A 384-nucleotide genomic window follows, 5' to 3' on the forward strand; every position below is an offset into this window, starting at 1 on the left:
CCTTCAGCACGCGGTAGCCCAGGCTGGCCAGCATCTCCACCACGGTCGCGCGGACGTCCTCGTCATCCTCCACCACCAGCACGGTCTCCGTGCCGCCGCCCGCCGGGCCGGCCTCGACATCGGTCTCGAGGTCTTCCTCCTCGCGCACGCGCGGCAGGTAAAGCCGCACCGTGGTGCCCTGCCCCGACTCGCTGTAGATCTTCACATGCCCGCCGGACTGCCTGACGAAGCCGTACACCATGCTCAGGCCCAGCCCGGTGCCCTGCCCCTCGGGCTTGGTGGTGAAGAACGGCTCGAACACCTGCGCCTGGATCTCGGGCGACATGCCCGTGCCGGTATCGGTCACCGCCACCATCACATACTGGCCGCGCGCCACGTCGGCAT

The 384-nt window shown here is 69.3% G+C and carries 1 protein-coding gene; it reads right to left on the bottom strand.

Features of this window, described 5'->3' with window-relative positions; genetic code table 11:
• Positions 1-384: ATP-binding protein (locus AC1DBD_RS17925; protein WP_476982740.1), on the bottom strand; the 384-nt coding region annotated here is incomplete at both ends.

Source organism: Arthrobacter sp. 10T419 (assembly GCF_056394105.1).